Annotated in this window: 1 protein-coding gene; it reads left to right on the top strand. The window is 45.4% G+C overall.

What is annotated here, in order from left to right; all coding sequences use genetic code 11:
- Positions 1-427: methyl-accepting chemotaxis protein (locus tag R7E78_RS28580; protein ID WP_029797317.1), on the top strand; the 427-nt coding region annotated here is incomplete at its 5' end.
- Positions 428-588: the final 161 nt, after the last annotated feature.

Here is a 588-nt window from a genome sequence, read left to right as displayed (position 1 = left end):
TGAGCAAGGTCGTGGTTTTGCTGTGGTTGCTGACGAGGTACGCTCTCTTGCAAGTCGTACGCAGCAAAGTACGGGTGAAATCCAAGCTATGATTGAAAAGCTTCAGTCTGGTGCAGGGCAAGCTGTAGAAGTGATGCGCGGTAGCCAAAATAGCAGTGAAGAGACCATTCAATCTGCCGGGCGAGCAAGCGAATCTCTGGCTGAAATTCTCAATGCAATTTCACGCATGAATGAGATGAACACGCACATCGCAACTGCAGCGAGTCAACAAAGTACAGTGAGCGATGAAGTGAATACCAACGTTCAGGGTATTGCAGACAGCAGTACATCGATTGTTGATATTGTCACGCAGGCTCAGCAATCACTTGCGATGCTGTCACAACAAACTCAGAGATTGGATCAGCAAGTCAGCCAGTTCCGAGTTTAAGCTCTGATATTTTAAATTGATGCGAAACAGCCCGCTGATGTGCGGGCTCTTTTTTGGCTGATGTTTAACGTAGCTTTTCGCCAATTGGATTTAATCAATTAAATCTGGACTTGACCTCAAAACTCTGTACAAACACTCGCCGTTTTTATCATCAATTTACA

It is taken from the genome of Vibrio sp. YT-19(2023), from assembly GCF_033337395.1.
Note: the sequence above shows the minus strand (reverse complement) of the source record. Positions and strands in the feature narration are given on the sequence as shown.